The organism is Giesbergeria sp. (assembly GCF_028686475.1).
In the GTDB taxonomy this organism is placed as follows: Bacteria; Pseudomonadota; Gammaproteobacteria; order Burkholderiales; family Burkholderiaceae_C; genus Simplicispira.
On sequence record NZ_JAQUCA010000002.1, the window covers coordinates 33,302 to 53,594 of the forward strand.

A 20,293-nucleotide genomic window follows, 5' to 3' on the forward strand; every position below is an offset into this window, starting at 1 on the left:
GATGCAAATACTTTTTAGTTTTTTGACAACCAGTCCCGAGGCGGTAGTTTTTGTTGTTCTGTGCATATTTGCATCTGCTTTGGTTGCATATTTCAAGTGGTACAAGCCAAAAAATGAAAAAATCCTTGAAGAAATAAATAGGCTGTCCACTGAGTTGACAAAAAAAGACCAAGACTGGAGAGAAATTGAAAAGCATTTACATGAAACTATTGAATCATATCCGCATATAAAAGACGCATGGCGTGAAACTGAAGGTAGGGTTATTAAAATTTCCACAGCTGGTAATAATAAATATTTAATGTATGGAATGCCTCGGGATTTATGGAATGCTTCGGGTCTATTATCTAGAAATTTCAATTTAGCTTTGGCCGAGGCAGTGCCAAATATATTGGTAGGTATTGGTTTATTTTTTACATTTTTGTTTTTGTCTTTGGCATTGATAGGCACTACTACCGCGCTCACTGACGCATCGTCTTCCAAAGACACTGAAGCTGCAATAAGTCAATTGCTCAAGATTGCTGGTAGTAAATTTTTAACCTCCTTGGCTGGTTTATTGGCTTCGATTTTATGGACAATATTTTTTCGGCGTTCAATCAATAAAGTGTCAGAGGCTTGTGATGATTTCTTGTTAGCCCTAAGCAAGGTGATTTCACCTGCTGGTGGTGAAAATATTACTTTGCATCAATTGGCAGTAGCTGATGAAGCCTTGAAATCAGGTAGCGATAGTAAGATGTTGGCTGAAGAATTATTAAAGAAAGTGCGCGAAGTAACTGATCAAAGTTTGCATTCGATGAACGATAGTAACGCACTGACCGAAGAGTTATTGAACGAGGCCCGTGAACAAACTGGAACTTTCAAGCGCTTTGAAACTGATTTAGCGGTCTCATTGGCTAGTGCCATCAATCAAGCTTTTACCCCACAAATGCAGGCCATGACCGAGCGTCTAGTCGCATCGATTGAGGGCTTGAGCGAAAAAATGGGCACGATGAACCAAGAAGCACTCAAAACAATGCTGGATGATTTTGCTGGGATGCTCAAGCAAGCCACTGATGCTGAAATGACGCAGTTGCAGCAAACTCTACAAGACCTGAGTAATCAGTTGCACGGTGCAGGGTCAATGTTGGAAATTCAATCTGGCATGGCTGCTAATGCTATTTTGAATGCCGGGGTAGAAATGCAGACCCAATTGAAAGGGGCTGGTGATACGTTGAGCGCCCAGACGGCTGAAGTAGCCACAGTGATTCAAACCGCAGGTACGCAACTGGCGGCATCTACGCAGGAAATGTCAGAAAACCTAGTACAGGGTGCCCATCAGCTGGAGCAAGCCACCGCTTCTATTAGGCTTGGCTTCAAAGATTTAGGTGAAGTGGTAGAGCTGGCCTCTGCCAAGGGCAAAGAAGGTATTGCACAAATTCATATTGCCCTCGAAAAAGCCGATTTAACGGTGACACAGCTTTCTCAAACGGCCTCCGGCCTGTCTGAGACCGCCCAAGGCTTGGTCGAAACAGGCGCTTTGGTCAGTAACATGGTGGACAACGTACAAGAGTTGGCGCGTGAACAACGGGCTGTAGTGCTTTCAGTCAGGGAAGTGGTGCCCAATGCCATGGCCGCAGTGCAGCGGGTGACGGAAGTGCTCGATCAGGCGGCAGCGCAAACACTGTCCAGTATGCAGCAGACCCACCAAGCGATGGAATCTACCGCTACAGCACTGGGTAAAACCGTTGGCTCGATTACTGAGGGTGCCGGTGTCTTGGCGGTACGTACCCAAGAGATGTCAGAAAACTTGGTACAGGGGGCCCATCAGCTGGAGCAAGCTACTGCTTCTATCAGGCTTGGCTTCAAAGATTTAGGTGAAGTGGTAGAGCTGGCCTCTACCAAGGGCAAAGAAGGTATTGCACAAGTTCATATCGCCCTCGAAAAAGCCGATTTGACGGTGGCACAGCTTTCTCAAACGGCCTCCGGCCTGTCTGAGACCGCCCAAGGCTTGGTCGAAACAGGCGCTTTGGTCAGTAACATGGTGGACAACGTACAAGAGTTGGCGCGTGAACAACGGGCTGTAGTGCTTTCAGTCAAGGAAGTGGCCCCCAATGCCATGGCCGCAGTGGAACGGGTGACAGAAGTGCTCGATCAAGCAGCGGCGCAAACACTGTCGAGTATGCAGCAGACGCGCCAAGCAATGGAATCTACCGCTACGACACTGGGTAAAACCGTCGGCTCTATTACCGAAGGTGTCGGCGTCTATTCCACCCAAGTGGCCGAGCTGCATCGCCAAATGGACGGGCAATTGGCCAAGGCGGTTGGCAGCTTTGACCAAGGAGTAAAAGACTTGAGTGAAGTAGTGGAAGAATTGACGGAAAGTCTTCAGTCCACTGTTAAAACTGTCAGGAGGTAATGATGTCTTGGCATGGTTATCGCCCGCACCAAGCCCCTGATTCTGCTGGTTCCAGCGTGGAGCAGGGATACATGGCTTCCACTGCCGATTTAATGGTCGGATTGCTGTTCATTTTCATCATCATGGTGGCCTTTTTGGCGCACAAAAGAAACACTGAAACTGAAGCACTCGCCGCTGAAGCCAAGGCTTTGGCGACTGCCGCGCAAGAAGCGCGCACCGCGTTCAGTGATCCACGAGGTGCTGTCACTAGCGCCATTGGCGAGCAAATCCGCCAAACCCTTGCTACTGTGCGTATTGACCCCTCCAGCGGAATTATCAGCCTGCCTGAAGATGTGTTGTTTGATTTGGGCAGTTCGACCCTCAAGCCAGCAGCACAGCCTAAACTAATCGAAGTAGCAGAAAAGTTGGGCACAGTATTGCCTTGTTTCGTGGCTAATCAGCGTAAGCAGCAGGGTTGTACCAATAACCCTTACGGACATGAAGTTGAAACCATATTTATCGAGGGGCATACCGACAATGTGCCTATGCTACGCGATGGAGGTAATACCAAATTGTCCCTCGATCGGGCTATTTCGGTAAGTAATGCACTGGTGCAGGGCACCCCATTGGCTGGCTATCGCAATGATCAGGAGTTGCCCCTGTTTTCATACAGTGCATACGCTGATTCACGGCCATTGAAGGGAATCGCGCCCTCCGATGGCCGCAACCGCCGCGTGGACTTGCGTATTGTTCTGACTTATCGACCTCATGACGAAGCCGATTTTTTAGAACGCATGGGTAAGCATTTGAGCCGTTGATGGAATACGCTATGTTTGCTCCGTTGCCCACTAAAATGGAAAAGCTGGAGGCCGTTTTGCTGCAAATAAATGCAGTAACTGTCCAAACACCGCCGCCTTTTGTAGAAATCGGCAAAAAACTACGCCTAGCATACGAGCAACAGCGCACACAAGACTACCAATTGTTGTCTAAAAGCGACTGGCGGCAATTACCCTATGCCTTGTGGGTTAAAGGTATGCTAGCGCTCTATGAAACTGACCCAATTTTACTGAACCGTTATTGGTCAGAAGTTTTACCCGAAGCATTGCAAAGCAGCCCCAGACGCGCCAAGCGTTGGCTAATACCTTTATTCTTTGTCTATTGCAATGGGTTTGACCCGGAGAGTATTGCATTTCGGGGTTTTGCGGCCAAGCTGCGCCAAGTTTTGCAATTGGCACAAGGCGCGATGGCTGCCAAAATGCGAGAAATGGATGAGCGACAGGATTTTTTTAATCCAATTCGCGCACCTGTAAATCTTGCCAGCTTGTTTTTTACGCTGCACCAAGTCCATGAAGATGAATTGATGGGTGCCTATTTGTTCTGGCCTGGATTTGAGGGCACAGGGTTGGGTACGGCTATTTTGCGTGCTGGTTTGCAATTGCCGCTAGACCAGCTGCGTGAGCTCGCCACGGTACAGCGGGTGATGAACTGGTTACAGAAGATGCCAGCGCCCGTGGTCAAAACCGATTTACGCATTGCCTTTGCCGATGGATTGCTTTTGCCGTGGCAGCACAACCGCAAGATGCAGGATGGATTGAAAAAAATACTGCTCACATTTTTCTTGCAGCAATACGGTGATCCACGTTTTTTGCGCCATGCCAATTACCAGTGGGAAGGTGTAAATCCAGACGCTGTGCATGTGATGCACTACTTGCTCACAGGCGATACCCTCAAAGGATTTATGAGCATCTTGGAGCGCACGGCTGATGATATTTGGCGCTACCGACAAAAATTCTGGATGGCTTATTACGATGCCGGTCATATTGAAGAGGCTTGGATGGTTTTGGGTGCCCATGCCCAGATAGCGGCAAAGAGCAACAACACTAGCGCAGTCCCGCAACGCTTTGGGCGGCTGGAAGGTGGTGCCGCTCCAAATCAATCTGTTTTGCTGCTACGCATAGGTGATCTGGTTTTTTCAGAGTGGAGTCATAGTGGCAGTTTGCGCGCCTACCCTGAAGATGATTCAGATGCTCCCAGCTTTTACCAACTCAGCTACCACGGACAGACATTGCGAGAAGCGCAATCACTGGATTTTCATGATGGGCTCAATATGCGGCCCGAACTGCGCCATACCCATTCTGAACATGGAACATGGCAACGCAAAGCGCGTGACATGATTCGTCAGCGCACAGGGATTTACCTCGGTGATTGGGAAATTCTGTTGTGACTTTGGCCATCGCGCACCGCGAAGCAACCAGCGTGACATGGGCACTGCCATGCACAGTAGCGCAGTGGTTTGAAGCCTTGCCCACCCATGCCGCTGCCGCGTTGTCGGTTTATTTAGCCGATCACCCCGCCGATTGGCAAGCCGCCACGCTCACTGTTCCTGCGGCGGTAGTGGCTACTTGGTCAGCTGCAGCTGCAGCTGCTTTGGGCTTGCCGCCCAATGCGCCGTTGGGTTTTGACCTGCGCCTGAGTGGTGCGCTGGGCAAGCCCGGGGCCAGCATTACGGTGCGTTGGTTGCAGCCGGGCAAGACGATGGCTGCCCGCGATGTGCAAGCTAATGGCCTATGGCTTACATGGCAAGATAAGCCCTATCGCATTGCCTCGCCTATGTTCGATGTGCTGGGTTTGGTGGAGCAGTTCAACCAGTCAGGCCGTAGTGGGCATGAGGAGCAGTTCCGCATTTGGGCACATATCCGTCAGACCTTGGGCGATACGGCGTCTGACCAGTTGACCGATGGTTTTTTGCGTAATCTGCGCGTAGTGACGGCAACGGCGCTGACCTTCGCCATCAACACCGATAGCCACGGGGATGTGCAACTTGATCCGGTGCTGTTGTCTGCCCGCCGCGCTGATGAAGGCGATGGCACGCAGCAGGTGCGCGCCTTGCTGGAGGGAGATGAAGCGCTGTTTTCCAAGCGGCTGGATCAGTTGCCTAGTGGCGCTTCGGCCTTTGCTCTCCATCAGGGTACTTACGTGGTGGTGGATGAGCCGCTACAGCAGGCACTGGCTGCCGTGCAACAGCTGCGGCGTGCGCCCGCACAGGTGCGTAAACGCGCTGCCATGTACCCCGAGGCGGTATTGCGCGAGTTCATGGGTGCAGAAGACACCGCTCCCACGGTATTTGTCGAAACCGAGCGCTTTGCCGAGCGGGTGCGCGATGTGGGCGAGTGGCAGGCACCACTGTTGCCGTGGATCAAGATTGACCCGCAAAGTTGGGGCGCACCCGTGGCCGCTGGTGTACGGCTGGGCGGTGTGGAGCTGCCCTTGGACATCGCAACGCTGGAGCGGGCGCTGAGCGATATGCAAACCGCTCTGGCAGAAGGGCAAAGCACCATTGCCATTGCTGGCCAAGCCGTGGCGGCTACCCCGGCCAATGTCACAGTGTTACAGCAGCTGCACCGGGTTATGACCCGGGAGGAGGGGGGCCAGAAGCCGCAAGATGGAGGTTCTGAGGCCGTGAAAAACGTCCTCATTATTGAAACCAATCTGGATGAAACCTCTTTTGCGCGTACCACCACCGGCCAGCGTCTCGGCCAGCAGACGCTGCCTTTTGGGTTGAAAACCCGCCCCAAAAAGCACCAAGAATTTGGCATCACTTGGCTGCAGCGGCATTGGTGCCAAGGCTCGCACGGTGCCATGCTGTGCGACGACATGGGCTTGGGAAAAACTTTTCAGGCGCTGGCCTTTTGTCTTTGGCTGCGCGAACAGATGGAGGCTGGGCACATTGCCACCAAACCCTTGCTTTTGATTGCACCGGTGGGCTTGCTCCGTAATTGGGAAGCCGAAATCAATGCCCATTTAATGGCACCCGGTCTAGGCAACTTGGTACGGGCCTATGGCGAACATCTCAAACCCCTCAAGCGCGGCAGGCACAGCGATGGCACGGCGGGCTTGGACACTGCACGCTTGGGCTCTGCCGATGTGGTGCTGGCCAATTACGAGGCTGTATCTGATTACCAACTGAGCTTTGGCGCGATACCGTTTGCTGCCGTGGTACTGGACGAAGCGCAAAAAATCAAATCACCCAAGGCCCGCATGACCCACGCGGTCAAAGCCCTGAACGCTGATTTTGTGTTGGCCATGACCGGTACCCCGGTAGAAAACCGGCTGGCCGACCTGTGGTGCATTGCCGATGCCGTGCAGCCCGGTGCATTGGCAGACTTGAAAGACTTCAGCGCCCGTTATGAAACCGAAGGCGCTGACGTGCAAGCGCTGCGCCAGCTGGTGTGGCACGGCGAAGACCACGCCCCCAGTCTGCCGCCCCGCCTTTTGTTGCGGCGTATGAAAACTGAAAAACTCGATGGCCTGCCTGACAAGCACGAGCATGTACTGACCGTGCCCATGCCAGCCCGACAGGCTGAGGTGTACCAGCGGGCTCTAGCGCTGAAGGAGGCCGCAGGTAGCTACACTACGCTGGAAATGATCCACGCCCTGCGCCAAGCCTCTTTGCATCCGGCATTGCTAGAGGGCGGCATGGGCAATGCCGAACTGCAGTTTGAAGATTCTGCCCGCTTCATGGCGATGGTGCAGGTGCTAGATGCCGTGGCCCGGTGCAAGGAAAAAGTGCTGGTTTTTCTCGAATCGCTGGACTTGCAGCAAGCCGACCAATTGCCGCTGCTGTTGCAGCGCCGTTACGGCTTGCAGCGCGCGCCTATGGTGATTAACGGTCAGGTTCAGACTGAAGCCCGCCAGCAGAGGGTGGACAGGTTTCAGCAGGAAGTCGGGTTTGATGTGATGCTGTTGTCGCCCAAAGCTGGTGGCGTGGGTTTGACCTTGACTGCTGCCAACCACGTTATTCACCTGTCACGCTGGTGGAACCCTGCGGTAGAAGACCAATGTTCAGACCGCGTGTACCGTATTGGGCAGACCAAGCCTGTGCATATCTATTACCCGTTAGCCGTGGTGCCTGGTGCGGAGGCACACAGCTTTGATGTGCAGTTGCAGGCATTAATGAATCGCAAACGGAAGCTGGCGCAGGATTTGTTGGCGGCACCAGCGTTTTCGACACAAGACTATCAAGAGCTTCTTTCCTCGATAAACTAACCAAGTTTCTATTGAACATCGAAGCATAATTTTTAACAATTTTATTGAGTATAAAAATGTGTAACGCTCGAAACCATCCCCCGGGTTGCAACTGTGGTTGGGGAGGAGGCTGGCACAGTGGTGGCTATGGCTCTTCGGGTGGCCATTCTTCGTTTTCTTTTAGAGAACTCAACGCTTCAAGAATGCTTTCCAACATTAGCTATTCATCGACTCCTGTACCGGTCGCTTCCACACCCCGCAAAAATATGAATACCAATGCTCTCAGTGGTCCTTGGACAGAGCCCAATGCCAGCTGCCCAGTGTGTGGGCAAGGAGTATATTTTTGCCAGACCGAAAATGGCGGTCGGGTTTATTTTGATGAGTTGGGGCCACCGTGGCCGAAGCATGTTTGTACTGACAACGTAGAAAATAGAACGGCTGCTTACTCAGGGGGAAATCGTTGGGATAGACAGGGGTGGCAGTCATTGCAAAATTTTAATGTCACCATTACAGGACGAAATGAGGGTTTTTTGGTGCGCGTGCATGGCGAGGATGAACATCGGAAGGAAAGAAAATTCTTTGCTCAGATTGCAGATGATGTGCAGTTTGATATTTTTAGATTTCTTCCTAGTGAGGTGACGACACTAAGCGAGCCTATGGGAGCGAGGCGGGAAAATTTTCAGTATTATCCAGTTAGTGAAGCTAAATCCACGACAGTTGTGGGTGATTACTTATCAATATTGGCGCATAATAAACGTGGAGAGTTCCTTGTTTATGAAGGATTTGCTGGGCCGGGTAAAATTTATGATTTAAGAATAAAAGATTTTAGTGAGAGTATTGATTCAGAAAACGGGTCTATTTATAGCGAATATTTATCTGAATTTTTTAAAGATTGGAATTCGCAGAAGCCGTGGAGCGCAATCTCAAATTTAAAAATTAATTCGGTAAGCGGTAATCTTTATAAAATTAGTGGGAATACAAATGCAGGAGATGTTGTTTTTCAGATTAGAATGGATGAATTCTATTTGGTGCGATACGCAAGATTTGAAATATTCGGTGTAAATTCTGCAGTAGTTTCGCTGGTGGTAGAAAAGTCCGAAGATTCAGATAATTTTTATATATTGGAGGGTAGTGCTAGTTTAGGAAAATCTTTTCCGCCTGGAAAAAAGTTGGAAATTAAAGAGGTTCTATCAAAAAATAAAAAAGATAGTACGCCAACACATTTGGATTCAATAGCAGTGCATGAAAATATTCAGGTTGATGTTTTGAATAGAGTGAAAGCCATTGATTTGGAAATAAATGAATTGCTTGCAAAAATAGCTACTCTCAATCAGGAAAAAACCAAATTGATAGAAAAATTGGTCAGTCAAAATTCTGTTTTGGATTGAGCCATAAGCATGTTTGCCTACATCCTCAAACGCATTTTGTTAATGCTCCCCACGCTGCTGGGCGTGCTATTGCTCACCTTTATCGTTTTGCAATTTGTGCCCGGTGGCCCGGTAGAGCAGTATCTGGCCGAAGCCAAAGCGGGTGCCGGTGGTGGTGGGGCCGAAGGGGGCGGTTTGGCTTACCGAGGCGCGCAGGGGGTCGATCCCAAGCGCCTAGAACAAATCAAGGCATTGTATGGTTTTGATAAACCGGCGCACGAGCGCTTTGTGCAAATGCTGGGCCAGTTTGCTCGTTTTGATTTAGGGCGCAGCTTTTTTCAAAACAAAGATGTCTGGCAGCTGATTGTAGAAAAATTACCAGTTTCTATCAGTTTGGGCCTCTGGACGTTTTTTATCAGCTATTTGGTGGCTGTGCCCTTGGGTATCGCCAAGGCGGTGCGCGCTGGTTCGCGCTTTGATTTAATTACCAGTTTATTGATTTTGGTCGGCTACGCTATTCCGGGTTTTGTGTTAGGGGTGGCTCTGCTGGTTATATTTGGCGGCCAGTTACAATGGTTTCCGCTGCGCGGTCTCACCTCGGCCAACTGGGAAGAATTATCATGGGGCGCACGCATCGTTGATTATCTTTGGCACATTACTTTGCCTATCACTGCGATGGTGTTGGGTAGTTTTGCAGTTACTGCCATGTTAACTAAAAATGCCTTTTTGGAAGAAATACGCAAGCAATATGTACTGACAGCACGCGCCAAAGGCTTGTCCGAGCGGCAGGTGCTGTATAAACATGTGTTTCGCAATGCCTTGATTCCGATTGTGACCGGATTTCCCGCAGCGTTTATTGGTGCTTTTTTTACCGGTTCTTTGTTAATTGAAACTTTATTTTCCCTCGATGGCCTAGGTTTATTGAGTTTTGAAAGCGTTATTCGGCGCGATTATCCGGTGGTGCTAGGCACCTTGTACCTGTTCACATTGCTAGGCTTGGTTACCAAGCTCCTCAGCGATATTTGCTATGTTTGGGTGGACCCTCGTGTCAAGTTCGATTAGTGCTGCAAGTTCTGTCTCTTTATCGCCATCGCGCCGCGCTTGGCGACGTTTTCAGCGCCAACGCTTAGGTTATTGGAGCTTGGTCATTTTTTGTGCCTTGGTGTTGATAAGCCTCTGCGCCGAGTTGGTCAGTAACGATAAACCATTGCTGGTACGCTACCAAGGCCAGACTTACTTTCCGATGCTTAAAGATTACCCCGAAACCACCTTTGGCGGTGATTTTGCCACCCCCACCGATTATTTAGACCCATTTATCCAAGAGCGCATCACCCAAGGTGGCAATTGGGCGCTTTATACCCTTAATCCCTACGGCCCCAATACCCTCAATTATTTTGCCGAGGCTCCCAATCCTTCCGCTCCTTCAAGCCAAAATTGGCTGGGCACCGATGACCGTGGCCGTGACTTGTTGGCCCAATTGATTTATGGTTTTCGGGTCAGTGTATTATTTGCTTTGGCCTTGACTTTTACCGGGATATTATTAGGCGTCGTAGCGGGCGCAGTGCAAGGGTTTTTTGGCGGTAAAACCGATTTAATCGCCCAGCGCCTGATAGAAATTTGGGGTTCGATGCCCGAATTATATTTGCTGATTATTTTCAGTGCGGTGCTTTCGCCTAGCATTGGTTTGTTGTTACTGTTGCTCAGTTTATTTGGTTGGATGGGTTTATCCGATTATGTGCGCGCTGAATTTTTACGCAACCGCCAACTCGATTATGTCAAGGCGGCACGTGCGCTCGGGGTAAGTAATTGGCAAATTATTTGGCGACATATTTTGCCCAATAGCCTGACACCCGTGGTTACTTTTCTGCCGTTTCGCATGAGTGCTGCCATTTTGGCGCTTACCTCTTTGGATTTTTTGGGCTTGGGCGTGCCACCCGGTACCCCATCATTGGGCGAGCTGCTCAGTCAAGGCAAAAATAATATTGATGCGTGGTGGATTTCTCTGTCCACTTTTGCGGTGCTGGTGGTTACTTTGTTGCTGCTCACGTTCATGGGCGATGCGCTGCGCGACGCGCTCGACCCACGCAAGGCGGATTGAGCTTATTTCTATCGCAACGAATGTGACTTACATGTGTTTATGGTATGAATGAAAATAAAAAAACAAATCAACAAAAAAACGAAGGGCTTCCCGTACCTCCTTTGTTAGAAGTGCATGGGCTATCTGTCCAATTCAAGCAAAAAACTGTGGTGAATCAAGTCAGTTTTACGCTGTCTGCGGGTGAAAAATTGGCTTTAGTGGGTGAATCTGGTTCCGGTAAAACCATCACCGCTTTAAGTTTGCTCCAATTGACCGGAGCCACTCAAACCAGCGGCCAAGCTGTATTCCAAGGGCGCAATTTACTGACCTTGCCCGACCGAGACATCCGCACCGTGCGTGGCGAGCAAATTGCGATGGTGTTTCAAGAACCCATGACGGCCCTCAATCCGCTGATGGGTATTGGCCAGCAAATTGTCGAAGTCTTAGAATTAAAACAAGCACTGACCCGCGCACAGGCATGGAATGCTGCGGTAGAAATGTTGGCCCGTACGGGCATTCCAGAACCCGAACGCCGCGCCCAAAGTTATCCGCACCAACTCAGCGGCGGCCAACGCCAGCGTGCCATGATTGCAATGGCATTGGCCAGTAAGCCTTTATTGTTGTTGGCCGATGAACCCACCACGGCTTTAGATGTCACACTGCGTGGGCAAATACTGGATTTGTTGTCTGATTTGCAACGCGAAACCGGTATGGCAGTATTATTGATTACCCACGATTTGCATTTAGTGCGTCGTTTTGCAGACCGGGTAGCGGTAATGGAGCGTGGTGTGTTGGTAGAGCAAGGCACAGTGGCCTCGGTTTTTGCCCAGCCCGAGCATCCTTATACCCAGCGTTTGCTGTCCAGCCAACCCCGGCGCGATGTAGTAGAGCTGGACCCCGATAAAGCCACACCATCTCCCCTACTGCAAATGCAAAATTTGCAGGTTATTTATCCAGTACCATTAGCGGGTTGGCGCGGTTGGTTCAAAAAAGGTGAATTTGTCGCTGTGCAGGGTATTAGCCAGCAATTATTACCCGGCCAAACGCTGGGCGTGGTAGGTGAATCCGGTTCGGGTAAATCCACTTTAGCGCAGGCTATTTTGGGTTTGCTGCCACACACCGGTGATTTACAACTGGCCGGACAGCGCTGGCAGCAGCCCCCCAGCAGCAACACCCCAGCTAACCAGCGGCTACGCCAACAGGTGCAGGTGGTGTTTCAAGACCCGTTTTCCTCCTTGTCGCCACGCCTGACGGTAGAAGAAATCGTGGGCGAGGGTTTATTGGTTCACGCGCCCGATTTAAGCAGCACCCAGCAGCGCGCGCGTGTGCAGCAAGTTTTGCAAGAAGTGGGGCTGGACGAGGAACAATTTCCGGGTTTGTTGGCGCGCTATCCGCACGAATTTTCTGGCGGCCAGCGCCAGCGCTTGGCGATTGCCCGCGCCTTGGTGGTGCAACCGCGCATGTTGGTGCTGGATGAACCCACCAGCGCCTTGGATGTCACCATCCAACAGCAGGTATTAAGTCTGTTGCAAGGCTTGCAGCGTGACAAAGGACTGAGCTATCTATTGATTACCCACGATATGGATGTGATTCGGGCGATGGCGCACCATATTTTGGTGATGAAAGACGGCCAAGTGCTAGAAAGTGGCCCTATGGCCCAAGTGTTGCAACAGCCACAACATGCCTACACCCAGCAATTGATGGCTGCGGCAGCGCTCATCCCGCAAGCAGCTTTTTCTTCATAATTTTTCAAAATACATACACCATGACCACTTACCTTTGGAACCCACCTGCTACCCCATCTTTGCCGGTGCGTGGCAAAATAGAACGCTTGCCTGTGCATCGCCTGTTTTTTATTGGGCGCAATTACCATGCCCATGCCATCGAAATGGGCAGTCTGGTAGATAAAGCAGCAGCACGGGCGTTTTATTTCACCAAATCTTACCATGCCTTGGTAGAGTCCGGGGCCACGGTGCCTTATCCACCAGAAACGCAAAACTACCATTTTGAGATGGAGCTGGTAATAGTAATTGGCAAAGCCGGTTTTCGCATTACTCAAGAATTGGCCCACGAACATATTTATGGCTATGCCAGCGGCCTAGACATGACGCGCCGTGATTTGCAAGCGGTAGCCCGCAAACAAGGGCACCCTTGGGATATGGCTAAAGATGTAGAAAATGGTGCTGTGTGCAGCGAAGTAGTACCGATGTCCGGCGTGGTATTAGAGCAGGGAGAAATTTCTCTGTCGGTCAATGGTGCAAGCAAACAGCACGCTGATATAAACCAGATGGTTTGGAGTATCCGCGAAATTATTGCAGATTTGTCTTTATACTACCACTTGCAACCCGGCGATTTAATCTACACCGGAACCCCTGAAGGCGTGGGGGCCGTGTTGCCCGGCGACAAAATAGTAGGTCAGGTGCAAGGTGTAGGCACGGTAACGCTACACATCGGTGCTGCTGAGTAAGGATAAGGCACGAAAATTGCTTTCCTTCGGAATAAGCGCATCCTTCGCGATAATCCCCCCCCTTCTGAGTGCTTTTTTTCCTATTTGTATGCGCCGCGCCAGCCTGCTGTCCACAGAAACCGTCAATCGCTCGCGTGTCTTAGACACGCTGGTCAACAACTTGGCGGGCATGGCTTATCGTTGCCTGAACGATGCACACTGGACGATGGTGTTTGTCAGTCGGGGTTGTGAAGCTTTAACCGGCTACACCCCCGACCAACTATTGGGCCAGCAAGCTACCTCATGGGAAGATATTACCCATGCCGAAGACCGGCAACGGGTACGCCAAATTATTCAGCAGGCCGTGGCAACCGGGCAGCGTTTTGCGGTGCAATACCGCATCACCACCCAACAAGGCCAGCTCAAACAGGTATCTGAGCGTGGCGTGGCGGTGCCCGATGAACATGGGATGTTGGTGGTAGAAGGCTTCATCGCCGACATTACCGAATACCAAGCCACCCTAGAGGCCCTGACGCACGCCGAGCTGCGTTACCGGCATATTTTTGAACACGCCAGCGAGGGTATTTTCCAGACCACGCGCGAGGGCTATTATTTGGCGGCCAATCCGGCCTTGGCACGCATCTACGGCTACGACTCTGCCGCAGAACTGATGGCCGACCTGTCGGACATCGACCGACGTTTGTACGTCAAACCGGGGCGGCGCGAGGTGTTTCACCGCTTGATGCAGGCCCAAGGGCAGGTGCTTAATTTTGAATCCGAAGTCTATCGCCGCGATGGTACGCGCATCTGGATTTCTGAAAATGCCCACGTGGTGCTTGGCCCCAAAGGCGAATTTATTTGTTACGAGGGCACGGTGCAGGACATCTCGGAGCGCCGCCACTACCAAGAACAACTAGAGCGCCAAGCCAACCACGATTTGCTCACTGGCTTGCCCAATCGGGTCTTGTTGGCCGACCGCATCGACCAAGGCATTGCCCGTGCAGCTTTGTTGGGGTACTACTTGGCACTGGTGTTTATTGATTTAGACAATTTCAAATTCATTAACGATAGCCTAGGCCACGCCGCAGGCGATGAGCTGCTCAAGGAAGTGGCCACCCGCTTGGCCAGTTGTCTGCGTGGCCCGGATACCGTGGCGCGTTTGGGCGGTGATGAGTTTGTGTTGGTGGTCAACGACCACTACCGCACCAACAGCGTGATTTCGTTGCTAGAGCGTATCTTGCAAGAAATCAGCCGCCCAGTGATGTTGTCGGGGCGCGAGTTCCATGTCGGGGCCAGCTTGGGCGTGGCCATGTACCCCAATGACGGCGATGATGCCCAAATTTTGCTCAAACATGCCGATGTGGCCATGTACGCCGCTAAAAATCGCGGGCGCAATAATTTTCAGTTTTTTACCCGCGAACTCAACCGCTTGGCCGATGAGCGCCTCACACTAGAAGCCGCGATGCGTGCCGCCCTAGAGAGCCAAAGTTTTGCCGTGCATTACCAGCCCAAGGTCAACCACCGGCGGCGCATTGTGGGCGTAGAGGCGCTGGCGCGTTGGGTGCATCCCCAGTTGGGGGCGGTGGGGCCAGACCGCTTTATTCCGGTGGCCGAAGAAACAGGGCTGATTTTGCCCCTGACGCGCATCATCTTGCGCCAAGCCTTTGCCGCCGCCAAGCGCTGGAACCTCGCACGTGAGAAACCCCTGTGCATGGCCGTCAATTTATCGCCACAATTGTTCTTAATTGACGACATCGTGGCCCAAGTAGCGGGCCTGTTGCGTGAGGCCGATTTGCCGCCGCACCAGGTAGAGCTAGAGATTACCGAATCGGTATTTATGGGCGACAGTGAACGCGCTGTCGCTGTGCTGAGTGACTTTAAGGCGCTGGGGGTCAGCTTGGCGATGGACGACTTTGGCACCGGTTACTCGTCTTTGAGCTACTTGCGCCGCTTTCCATTGGACACCATCAAAATTGACCGCTCCTTGGTCACCGGTATTGAACACGAAGAAGAAGTGGCCATGATTGCCCGCGCGGCCATTTCTTTGGGCAAAAGCCTGCGTAAAACCGTGGTGGCCGAAGGGGTAGAAAACCAAGCCCAATTTGATTTTTTGCGCTACCAAGGCTGCGACGAGTTTCAGGGCTACCTGCTTTCGCGCCCCATCAGCGAGGCCGATTTTGGAACACTGTTGGCGCAAACCGGCGGCGTGATACCGCCGGGGCCACTCTAGGCCGTGGGGCCGTAGCGTTGCTCTACCCTATTCAACATCCACACAATGGATGCTAAATTGACCAGCGCGCCGGTCGGCAAAATAGCGCAGTAGGGTTTCGCGCACAGTACGAAACGAGAGTTCATCCCAAGGAATATCCTCCTCGGCAAATAAATGCGCCTCCATCGTCTCTGGGCCGGGGTCAAACCGGTCATTGAGCAGGGTAGCGCGATAAAAAAAGTGCACTTGACCCACCCGGCGCACATTGAGCAGGCTAAACAGCGGCCCCATTTCAAATTGCGCGCCCGCTTCTTCTAGGGTCTCGCGCGCTGCCCCCTCGGCGGTGGTTTCATCCAGCTCCATAAAACCGGCGGGCAGCGTCCACTTGCCTTTGCGCGGCTCGATGTTGCGTTTGCACAGCAACACTTTATCGCCCAACATGGGCACCGTGCCCACCACATTCAGGGGGTTTTCGTAATGCACCGTATGGCAAGCGCTACAAATGGCGCGCTGTTTGGTATCGCCATCATCCGGCAGGCGATAAACCACAGAAGCGCCACATTGGCGGCAGTGTCGGATGGGAGGATGAAAGCTCATGGAACAGTGCTGTGCTGGTAGAAAAACCTAGCAAGTGTGCCATGCTTATAAGCGCTACACTGGCAAGATGCCACCTTCTTCCTTCCACCCTGATTGGATACGCCCGCAGTGGCCAGCGCCAGCCCATATCCATGCGCTGTGTACCAGCCGCGCGGGTGGTGTGAGTGTTGCGCCCTACGATAGCCTCAACTTGGGCGACCATGTAGGCGATGTGCCGCAGGCGGTGCAAACCAACCGCCAGCGCCTGCAAATGGCCCTACAAACCGACACGCCACAGACGCAAGCGCAGACACAGGCCGTATTTTTGCGCCAAGTGCATGGTGTGCAAACCATCCATCTGGCTGCTGGTTTATCCGATGGCCTTTGCGCCGACGCTTGCGTTACCACGGCCATTGGCCCGGTTTGCACCATCATGGTGGCCGATTGCCTGCCGGTATTGTTCACCGATAGGCAGGGCCGCGCCGTCGCTGCGGCCCATGCAGGCTGGCGCGGGCTGGCCGATGGTGTTTTAGAGTCAGTATGGCAGGCGTTTTGCACGGCGCTATTAGGGCCAGAGGCCACAGCAGCGGCACAGAAAGCACTGGCCCCTTCCACCTTGGCTTGGTTAGGGCCGTGCATTGGCCCCACCGCCTTTGAGGTGGGGGCCGAGGTGCAGCAGGCTTTTTGCGCGCACCATCCAGCGGCGGCAGCACATTTTCAGCAGCAAACGGGGCAACAAGGCAAATATCTGGCCGATTTAGCCGCCTTGGCACGCCAGCGTTTGCAGGGTTTGGGCATCACGCAGATTTATGGCAATGACAGCAGTGCGGGGTGGTGTACGGTCAATAATCCGTCACATTTCTTTTCGCACCGGCGCGATGCTGTCCGCTGGGGTGGCAGCGGGCGCATGGCCGCTTGCATCTGGCGTAGCCAACCCTGAGGATGATGCTGATGCCGTTACTGCTGTATCTTCTTGTTCTGCCATCTGTTGGGCGCGCAAAGCACGTTTGCGCCCCGGAGTGCCTAAGATGTACACCACAATCGACAAAGGTAGCACGCCATACAGCAAAAAGGTAAAAACAGCCCCCAACACGCTACCCGTGCTGCTGGTGGCTTCGGCCAAGGCCATCATGACAGTGACATAAAGCCATGCGATAACTACAAGATACATTGGCGCTCCAAAAGCTAAAAAACAGTGAAAGGGGCGTTACCATTACCATAGTCATGTGGCTTATCATTTTTGCAACGGAAGTCGTTGCGTATGCGTAAGCCACCATTTCGGGAGAAAAGATGAGTTCAGAAGCATCCTCGGGACAGCATACCCCGCCATTTCAGCAAATTTTTGGCGATAGCTTGGCACAAATGCTGCAATCGCTGCAAAAAGTCGGCGCTGCTGGCACTGTCGGCCCAGTGGCACCGCTCAAAATTGCGCCAGAAAAACTCCAGCAAGTGCAGCAACAATACTTGCAAGAAGCCAGCACCCTCTGGAACCAAGGCTTGCAAGCACCTGCCGAAAAAATCGGCAAAGACCGCCGCTTTAGCAGCGAAGACTGGAAAAACAACCCGGTAGCCTCGTTCTCGGCGGCCATGTACCTGCTCAACGCCCGCACCTTGATGAGTCTGGCCGAAGCAGTAGAAGCCGATGACAAAACCCGCAATCGCGTGCTGTTTTCGGTAGAACAATGGTTGGCCGCCACCGCGCCCAGCAACTTCTTGGCCCTCAATGCCGAGGCACAGAAAAAAGCCCTCGAAACCAAAGGCGAAAGCCTGACCAAGGGCGTACAAAACCTGCTCAATGACATGCGCCAAGGCCATGTCTCCATGACAGACGAGAGCCAATTTGAGGTCGGTCGCAACGTGGCCACCACCGAAGGTGCCGTGGTATTCGAGAATGCCCTGTTCCAACTGATTGAATACAAGCCCCTGACCGACAAGGTCTATGAGCGCCCCTTCTTGCTGGTGCCACCTTGCATCAACAAGTTCTACATTTTAGATTTGCAACCGGCCAACTCCTTGGTGCGCTACGCGATTGAGCAAGGCCACCACACCTTCTTGGTCAGTTGGCGCAACCCCGATGCCGAGCTGGCGCAAACCACCTGGGACGATTACGTCGAAGACGGCGCGATTGAAGCCATCAGCACGGTGCAGCAAATCACGGGTGCCGAGCAAATCAACGCCTTGGGCTTCTGTGTCGGTGGCACCATCCTCAGCACTGCCTTGGCCGTATTGGCCGCGCGTGGCCGCGACCCGGTAGCCAGCCTGACGCTGCTCACTACCTTCTTGGACTTTAGCGATACCGGTGTTTTGGATGTATTCATCGACGAGAGCTTTGTCAAGTTCCGCGAGATGCAGCTGGGCAAGGGCGGGCTGCTCAAGGGCCAAGAGTTGGCCTCTACCTTTAGCTTCCTGCGCCCCAACGAGCTGGTTTGGAACTATGTGGTGGGCAATTACCTCAAGGGCGAAACCCCACCGCCATTTGACCTGCTCTACTGGAACAGCGACAGTACCAATTTGGCTGGCCCCTTCTTTGCGTGGTATTTGCGTAATACCTACCTAGAAAACAACCTGATGCAGCCGGGCAAACTAACCGTGTGCGGCGAAAAAATCGACCTGCGCCAAATTGATACCCCGGTGTACCTCTATGGCTCACGCGAAGACCATATCGTGCCTATCGCTTCGGCCTATGCCAGCACGCAAATTTTGCCCGGCCCTAAACGCTTCGTCGCTGGGGCTTCGGGCCACATCGCTGGCGTGATTAACCCACCCGCCAAGAAAAAGCGCAGCTACTGGGTGCGCCAAGATGGCCAATTGCCCGCTAAATTTGACCAGTGGCTAGAGGGCGCACAAGAACATGCTGGCAGCTGGTGGACCGATTGGAGTACCTGGCTGCAAGGGCACGCGGGCGCGCAAGTTGCCGCACCCAAAGGCTACGGCAAGGGCGCTAAGTTCAAGGTGATTGAACCGGCCCCAGGCCGCTATGTGAAGCAAAAAGCCTGATTTCAGGCTGCATTTCCCGTTGACAACAAGGAGAAGACTATGGAAGACATCGTTATCGTTTCTGCTGCCCGTACCGCTGTGGGCAAGTTTGGTGGTTCGCTGGCCAAGGTAGCTGCTACCGAGCTGGGCAGCATCGTCATCAAAGAAGCCCTGGCCCGCGCCAAGGTAGCCCCCGACCAAGTCGGTGAAGTCATCATGGGCCAAGTGCTGGCCGCTGGTCTGGGCCAAAACCCCGCTCGCCAAGCCATGATGAAAGCCGGTGTGGCCAAAGAAACCCCCGCCCTGACCATCAACGCCGTTTGCGGCTCCGGTCTGAAATCGGTGATTTTGGCGGCCCAAGCCATCGCCCACGGCGATAGCGACATCGTCGTCGCTGGCGGCCAAGAGAACATGAGCGCCAGCCCCCACGTACTCAATGGCTCGCGCGATGGCCAGCGCATGGGCGACTGGAAAATGCAGGACACGATGATTGTCGATGGCCTGTGGGACGTGTACAACCAGTACCACATGGGCATCACCGCCGAAAACGTGGCCAAGCAATACGGCATCACGCGCGAAATGCAAGATGCCTTGGCCTTTGGTAGCCAGCAAAAAGCCGCCGCTGCCCAAGACGCTGGCAAGTTTGCCGACGAAATCGTCGGCGTGAGCATCCCCCAGCGCAAGGGTGACCCCTTGGTGTTCAACGCTGATGAATACCTGAACCGCAAGAGCACTTTGGAAGCGCTGGCCGGTCTGCGCCCCGCCTTTGACAAGGCTGGCACCGTCACCGCTGGCAATGCTTCTGGTATCAACGATGGCGCTGCCGCCGTCGTGGTCATGAGTGCCAAGCGCGCTGCCGCTTTGGGCCTGACACCTTTGGCTCGTATTGCTGCTTATGGCACCAGCGGTCTGGACCCCGCCATCATGGGCATGGGTCCCGTGTATGCCACGCGCAAGGCACTGCAACGCGCTGGCTGGAACGCTGCCGACATCGACCTGTTCGAGCTGAACGAAGCCTTTGCCGCCCAAGCTGCTGCCGTCAACCAAGAACTGGGCATTGACCCCGCCAAGGTCAACGTCAATGGTGGCGCGATTGCTATCGGTCACCCCATCGGTGCGTCCGGCAACCGTATTTTGGTCACGCTGCTGCACGAAATGCAGCGCAGCGGTGCCAAGAAGGGTATTGCCTCGCTGTGCATCGGCGGTGGTATGGGTGTCGCTTTGGCACTGGAGCGCTAAGCCGCAA

The 20,293-nt window shown here is 52.9% G+C and carries 15 protein-coding genes; 13 read left to right on the forward strand and 2 right to left on the reverse strand.

What is annotated here, in order from left to right; translation table 11 throughout:
• Window position 1 precedes the first annotated feature (1 nt).
• The 10 genes from PHX60_RS01510 (at window position 2) to PHX60_RS01555 (ending at window position 15,516) form a co-directional block, all read left to right on the forward strand.
• Entirely contained in the window at window positions 2-2,392 is a 2,391-nt protein-coding gene (locus PHX60_RS01510) for a hypothetical protein (RefSeq protein ID WP_300073690.1), read from the forward strand.
• 71 nt (window positions 2,393-2,463) lie between these two features.
• A complete protein-coding gene (locus PHX60_RS01515) occupies window positions 2,464-3,189 on the forward strand; it encodes an OmpA family protein (protein ID WP_300073692.1) in 726 nt (241 codons plus the stop codon).
• 11 nt (window positions 3,190-3,200) lie between these two features.
• The gene (locus tag PHX60_RS01520; protein WP_300073694.1) at window positions 3,201-4,595 is read left to right on the forward strand and encodes an EH signature domain-containing protein; all 1,395 of its coding nucleotides are present in this window, start codon (window positions 3,201-3,203) and stop codon (window positions 4,593-4,595) included.
• Complete coding sequence (locus PHX60_RS01525) at window positions 4,592-7,417, forward strand: DEAD/DEAH box helicase (RefSeq protein ID WP_300073696.1); 2,826 nt, start codon at window positions 4,592-4,594, stop codon at window positions 7,415-7,417. The genes PHX60_RS01520 and PHX60_RS01525 overlap by 4 nt, the downstream gene beginning before the upstream one ends.
• Before the next feature lie 56 nt (window positions 7,418-7,473).
• On the forward strand, window positions 7,474-8,784 hold the full coding sequence (locus PHX60_RS01530) for a hypothetical protein (RefSeq protein WP_300073699.1): 1,311 nt from the start codon (window positions 7,474-7,476) through the stop codon (window positions 8,782-8,784).
• Between the two features lie 9 nt (window positions 8,785-8,793).
• Window positions 8,794-9,825 (forward strand): ABC transporter permease subunit, encoded by a 1,032-nt coding sequence (locus PHX60_RS01535; protein WP_300073702.1) that lies wholly within the window; start codon window positions 8,794-8,796, stop codon window positions 9,823-9,825.
• A complete protein-coding gene (locus PHX60_RS01540) occupies window positions 9,791-10,861 on the forward strand; it encodes an ABC transporter permease (RefSeq protein ID WP_300073705.1) in 1,071 nt (356 codons plus the stop codon). The genes PHX60_RS01535 and PHX60_RS01540 overlap by 35 nt, the downstream gene beginning before the upstream one ends.
• A 44-nt stretch (window positions 10,862-10,905) precedes the next feature.
• Window positions 10,906-12,585, forward strand: coding sequence for a dipeptide ABC transporter ATP-binding protein (locus PHX60_RS01545; protein ID WP_300073707.1), 1,680 nt, complete (start codon window positions 10,906-10,908; stop codon window positions 12,583-12,585).
• 20 nt (window positions 12,586-12,605) lie between these two features.
• Window positions 12,606-13,307 (forward strand): fumarylacetoacetate hydrolase family protein, encoded by a 702-nt coding sequence (locus PHX60_RS01550; RefSeq protein ID WP_300073710.1) that lies wholly within the window; start codon window positions 12,606-12,608, stop codon window positions 13,305-13,307.
• 88 nt (window positions 13,308-13,395) lie between these two features.
• A complete protein-coding gene (locus PHX60_RS01555) occupies window positions 13,396-15,516 on the forward strand; it encodes a bifunctional diguanylate cyclase/phosphodiesterase (protein WP_300073713.1) in 2,121 nt (706 codons plus the stop codon).
• A 27-nt stretch (window positions 15,517-15,543) separates the two neighbouring features.
• Here the strand turns inward: PHX60_RS01555 and PHX60_RS01560 are convergent, their stop codons facing one another.
• Window positions 15,544-16,092, reverse strand: coding sequence for an NUDIX hydrolase (locus PHX60_RS01560; protein WP_300073716.1), 549 nt, complete (start codon window positions 16,090-16,092; stop codon window positions 15,544-15,546).
• A gap of 67 nt (window positions 16,093-16,159) precedes the next feature.
• Here PHX60_RS01560 and pgeF point away from each other — a divergent pair, with 67 nt between their 5' ends.
• Window positions 16,160-17,011 (forward strand): peptidoglycan editing factor PgeF, encoded by an 852-nt coding sequence (gene pgeF, locus PHX60_RS01565; RefSeq protein WP_300073718.1) that lies wholly within the window; start codon window positions 16,160-16,162, stop codon window positions 17,009-17,011.
• On the opposite strand, the gene PHX60_RS01570 is transcribed toward pgeF, so the two are convergent.
• Entirely contained in the window at window positions 16,925-17,242 is a 318-nt protein-coding gene (locus PHX60_RS01570; protein ID WP_300073720.1) for a hypothetical protein, read from the reverse strand. The two genes, pgeF and PHX60_RS01570, sit on opposite strands and share 87 nt — an antisense overlap.
• 119 nt (window positions 17,243-17,361) lie before the next feature.
• Here PHX60_RS01570 and phaC point away from each other — a divergent pair, with 119 nt between their 5' ends.
• Together phaC and PHX60_RS01580 are read left to right on the forward strand one after the other, a co-directional pair.
• On the forward strand, window positions 17,362-19,068 hold the full coding sequence (gene phaC / locus PHX60_RS01575; RefSeq protein WP_300073722.1) for a class I poly(R)-hydroxyalkanoic acid synthase: 1,707 nt from the start codon (window positions 17,362-17,364) through the stop codon (window positions 19,066-19,068).
• A 39-nt stretch (window positions 19,069-19,107) separates the two neighbouring features.
• Window positions 19,108-20,286, forward strand: a complete 1,179-nt coding sequence (locus tag PHX60_RS01580; protein WP_300073725.1) for an acetyl-CoA C-acetyltransferase — start codon at window positions 19,108-19,110, stop codon at window positions 20,284-20,286.
• Window positions 20,287-20,293: the final 7 nt, after the last annotated feature.

Excerpts from the sequence above, each read along its gene's own strand:
- PHX60_RS01510 (WP_300073690.1), top strand. The coding sequence starts at position 2 with ATGCAAATACTTTTTAGTTTTTTGACAACCAGTCCCGAGGCGGTAGTT.
- PHX60_RS01515 (WP_300073692.1), top strand. The coding sequence starts at position 2,464 with ATGGCTTCCACTGCCGATTTAATGGTCGGATTGCTGTTCATTTTCATC.
- PHX60_RS01520 (WP_300073694.1), top strand. The coding sequence starts at position 3,201 with ATGTTTGCTCCGTTGCCCACTAAAATGGAAAAGCTGGAGGCCGTTTTG.
- PHX60_RS01530 (WP_300073699.1), top strand. The coding sequence starts at position 7,474 with ATGTGTAACGCTCGAAACCATCCCCCGGGTTGCAACTGTGGTTGGGGA.
- PHX60_RS01535 (WP_300073702.1), top strand. The coding sequence starts at position 8,794 with ATGTTTGCCTACATCCTCAAACGCATTTTGTTAATGCTCCCCACGCTG.
- PHX60_RS01540 (WP_300073705.1), top strand. The coding sequence starts at position 9,791 with ATGTTTGGGTGGACCCTCGTGTCAAGTTCGATTAGTGCTGCAAGTTCT.
- PHX60_RS01545 (WP_300073707.1), top strand. The coding sequence starts at position 10,906 with ATGAATGAAAATAAAAAAACAAATCAACAAAAAAACGAAGGGCTTCCC.
- PHX60_RS01550 (WP_300073710.1), top strand. The coding sequence starts at position 12,606 with ATGACCACTTACCTTTGGAACCCACCTGCTACCCCATCTTTGCCGGTG.
- PHX60_RS01555 (WP_300073713.1), top strand. The coding sequence starts at position 13,396 with ATGCGCCGCGCCAGCCTGCTGTCCACAGAAACCGTCAATCGCTCGCGT.
- PHX60_RS01560 (WP_300073716.1), bottom strand. The coding sequence starts at position 16,092 with ATGAGCTTTCATCCTCCCATCCGACACTGCCGCCAATGTGGCGCTTCT.
- pgeF (WP_300073718.1), top strand. The coding sequence starts at position 16,160 with ATGCCACCTTCTTCCTTCCACCCTGATTGGATACGCCCGCAGTGGCCA.
- PHX60_RS01570 (WP_300073720.1), bottom strand. The coding sequence starts at position 17,242 with ATGTATCTTGTAGTTATCGCATGGCTTTATGTCACTGTCATGATGGCC.
- phaC (WP_300073722.1), top strand. The coding sequence starts at position 17,362 with ATGAGTTCAGAAGCATCCTCGGGACAGCATACCCCGCCATTTCAGCAA.
- PHX60_RS01580 (WP_300073725.1), top strand. The coding sequence starts at position 19,108 with ATGGAAGACATCGTTATCGTTTCTGCTGCCCGTACCGCTGTGGGCAAG.